This window comes from Empedobacter stercoris (assembly GCF_020281205.1).
GTDB lineage: Bacteria > Bacteroidota > Bacteroidia > Flavobacteriales > Weeksellaceae > Empedobacter > Empedobacter stercoris.
Genome location: NZ_JACXZC010000055.1, coordinates 1 through 3,298, shown reverse-complemented (window position 1 = coordinate 3,298; position 3,298 = coordinate 1). Strand labels below are relative to the sequence as shown.

General features: G+C 29.1%; 3 protein-coding genes and 1 pseudogene. All 4 read right to left on the bottom strand.

Features of this window, described 5'->3' with window-relative positions; all coding sequences use genetic code 11:
• Positions 1-108: 108 nt before the first annotated feature.
• The 4 genes and pseudogenes from IF125_RS14055 to IF125_RS14040 all read right to left on the bottom strand — a co-directional run bounded on the left by IF125_RS14055 (position 109) and on the right by IF125_RS14040 (position 3,207).
• Positions 109-474, bottom strand: coding sequence for a DUF5675 family protein (locus IF125_RS14055; RefSeq protein WP_225542911.1), 366 nt, complete (start codon positions 472-474; stop codon positions 109-111).
• A 36-nt stretch (positions 475-510) separates the two neighbouring features.
• Positions 511-816 (bottom strand): annotated as a pseudogene (locus IF125_RS14050) (hypothetical protein); the annotation flags it as partial.
• Between the two features lie 971 nt (positions 817-1,787).
• Positions 1,788-2,654 (bottom strand): hypothetical protein, encoded by an 867-nt coding sequence (locus IF125_RS14045; RefSeq protein ID WP_225542910.1) that lies wholly within the window; start codon positions 2,652-2,654, stop codon positions 1,788-1,790.
• A 22-nt stretch (positions 2,655-2,676) separates the two neighbouring features.
• Complete coding sequence (locus IF125_RS14040; protein ID WP_225542909.1) at positions 2,677-3,207, bottom strand: AbiH family protein; 531 nt, start codon at positions 3,205-3,207, stop codon at positions 2,677-2,679.
• Positions 3,208-3,298: the final 91 nt, after the last annotated feature.

The following is a 3,298-nucleotide window of genomic DNA, read 5'->3' as shown; positions in this document are numbered from 1 at the left end:
AAATTGCTTTGTTTCATAATTATCCCTAAGTTAATAAACTATATTTTTAAACGTTCCGGTTTTTAGGGAAGATTACAGTGTCATTCTGAAAGATTTGAGCTTGTAAGGCTATAGAAAAAGCAAGTAGTCAATATAAAAAATAGTCTGTTTAAAAGCCTTCCGACTTTCCCATCCAATTCCAGCTCCACCCAAGGAAGTCACCGGAGCAATACACCCCAGTAATTCTTTCTTTGCATTATTCGCAGGATGCATCAAAATATAAGTCCTGTTCGGTACATCCTTTAACCAAATATGCCATCCGTATTTTTGGCTGTATCGTTTCACTAAAACATATTTCCCTTCCGGAGTACACGATTTTCTCACTTCATTATTCAACCAAGGCAACTCAATCGTATAACAAAGGATACCCTTCGAATTTTGAAGGATTCCATTTGTTCCATTAGGGAAATATGTTCTGATCAATTCTAACTTCATTACGCAGGACTAACTTCAATTAATTGCAAAGCATTGTCCGCGTTCACTTACCTCATCTTTTTGAAGTACTTTAACCATTTCTCGCGTCAATATTCCAACCATTCTCGAATCTGCCGAGTTCAACAACACCGCTCGAAATGCAGTTCGTAACATCTTTCCAGATGCACCTGCTCGACCAAACTCTTCACCATTCTCACGCGTACGCTGAAAGTTCGGATCATTCATAATTCGGTCCTTATCCACGCCACCTTTTTCGTGTGCTAAGTATCCTTCTTTTGCTTTATAAAAGGTAATATCTCCCACAGTACCCAACAGCTTAATAATACCTTTTTGTCTTGCCATTTTTCACTACATTTTTTCGTTCAACATTCTGACTAACACCGGTGTATAATACAAGTTTAGAAAAAAACGTAACTTTATAAAAACCACCCTTTACCAAATGACTTTTTATTCATCTTTTGTCACTAAATGACACATAGATGAGGTACATATTAAGTATAGATAAAGCATAGATAGTGTATGAAAATGTATAATTATGCAGCACAAGAAGTTAAAAAGGATTTGCGTTTACCCAAAAGACATTCAGATCATCACAGGCAAAAGTTATAGGCAATCGCTTCGAATCTATAATCAAATCAAAACGCATTATAATAAACAACCTCATCAAGTCATTACCTGGGATGAGTTGGGGGAATATTTGGGGGTGAAGGAGATCTTAAAGTAACTGTAATAAATAACTTCGTTTCAATGTAAATAGAGTGCTTATTTTTTGTTTTGACTTATTTAATTAGGCACTTTTTGAAAATCAGTTAATTATAAATAAAAATCAGTTTTATAATGCCATGTTATGTAAACATAACTTTGGTGGGGTGGCTGGGTTCGAGTTGTGGGTTTTGAGTGATGAGTTTTGAGTTTTTTTGCTGTAGTTGGCTTTATAGTGATTAGTAATTAGTGAATAGTAATTGGTGGGTATGATTATAAAACTTATTGAAAATGGGTTTTATAATAGGTCTTTATCGTCTTAGTTCTCGATAGAATACGTAGTACGTTATACGTTTTTTTTATCTGGTGGGTGGATTTACGTGATGGGATGCTGAATCGAGTTCAGCATGACAGGGGCATTGAAATTAGGACTAAAAAATGCAAGAATCTTGTGGAATCTCGCATTTATTATTTTATTTCTTTAGCTAAAGTTTAACTAAAGTCTATCTAAACTATTTGGAGTTGGTTGTTAGATGATAGTGATTAAAGCCTCAACTTAAATGGAATTGGAGGAATATTGTGTAATAAATTATATTCAAATAATTGTTTTATTAATTTTTATCAGATTTTTTAAATAACTTCTTTTTAGTTTCAATATGGTTTAAGTATTCATCTTGCCATAATTCAGGGTAATCAACTAATAATTTTTTGACAATTTTTTCAAAGATTACAATTTGACAGAATATTAAAATAATTAGTACACAATGATTAATATTCACTTGTTGGTTTTGTTTAATTTCAATAGAAATCCCACCGAAATCAATTTTGTTTAAAGTTTTTTGTGAAAATCCATTGTTATGTAAACTATTTCTAAAAGTCGTTAAATAATCAAAAATTATACTGTACTCAACCTCTCTATTTTTTACTTTATATAATAATTCCTTTCCGTAAATATTATTTATATCTGTGATAATATCATTTATATTAATAGATTTTATGATTCCAATATGATTTAGTAATGAATTAAAAAACTGACTTTTTTTCTTCGAATTATTATTGCTCATATATGATATTCTCTTGTTAACTTGTTGTAAGAAATATTCTAAGTCAAAATAAATTTTACTTAAATAATTTGTTCTCTCATATACTTCTTTGAAGATCATACTTTCTGAAGAAAACTGGTATGAATAACCTAAGTCTAAATTATCTTCAACAATTTTATCATAATTTTCAATTGTTAGATTCATATTATGATAATAGTATGAAGTATAAAAATCAAATTTTACAAATAATTGCATTCTTATATCATTCTTATCTAAATTTGGTTGAGTCCAATTTTCATATCCCAAATTTTCAAGCCTTTTAATCAAAATCTTTAAAAGCTCTGTATTTGCAATATCTCTACCATTTATATTATTTGTACAACAAATATTTATAAAATTATTTTTAAGCATTTGTTGTAATTCATCTAAATCCATATGCAATAAATTTTAATAATAATTATTCTACAGGTATTAAAGGTTCGCAAAATGTGTAATTTACTACACGATCTCTAAATTTATTTTTGTCTTTAAAATTTCGTGTAATATTCGATACTAATTTGATGTAATCATCTTTAATTTCTTCTTTATCTTTCCATTGGTAATAGTAAGGTTTAATACTAACACAATTCGGATGTTCGAAAATATGATTAAGTAACGTTCTATCTGTTAAACCACAGGAATGTCCTAAAATAATTACCTGGTATTCCGTCCATTCTAGTAAGTTTAGAACTTTTCTATAATTATCAGTTTTTAAATAATTTATAGACTTAATAAATTCAAATACACCATCCAATTTCGAATTTTCAATAGTTGTATATTCTTGATCTAATTCGTCGCCAAATCCAAAAATTATTGGATTTTTTTCATCATTTAATACTCCGTGAATATTAATATAATTAGAATCCGTTAAGTCATAGTATTTTTTTATCGTTTGCGTATAATTGAAATCAATTATAAATGTCTGATATTCTAATTCAAGAATATCCATTTGCTCAACTCCATTTGTAATCTTCCCTAAAAACCGGAACGTTTAAAAATATAGTTTATTAACTTAGGGATAATTATGAAACAAAGCAATT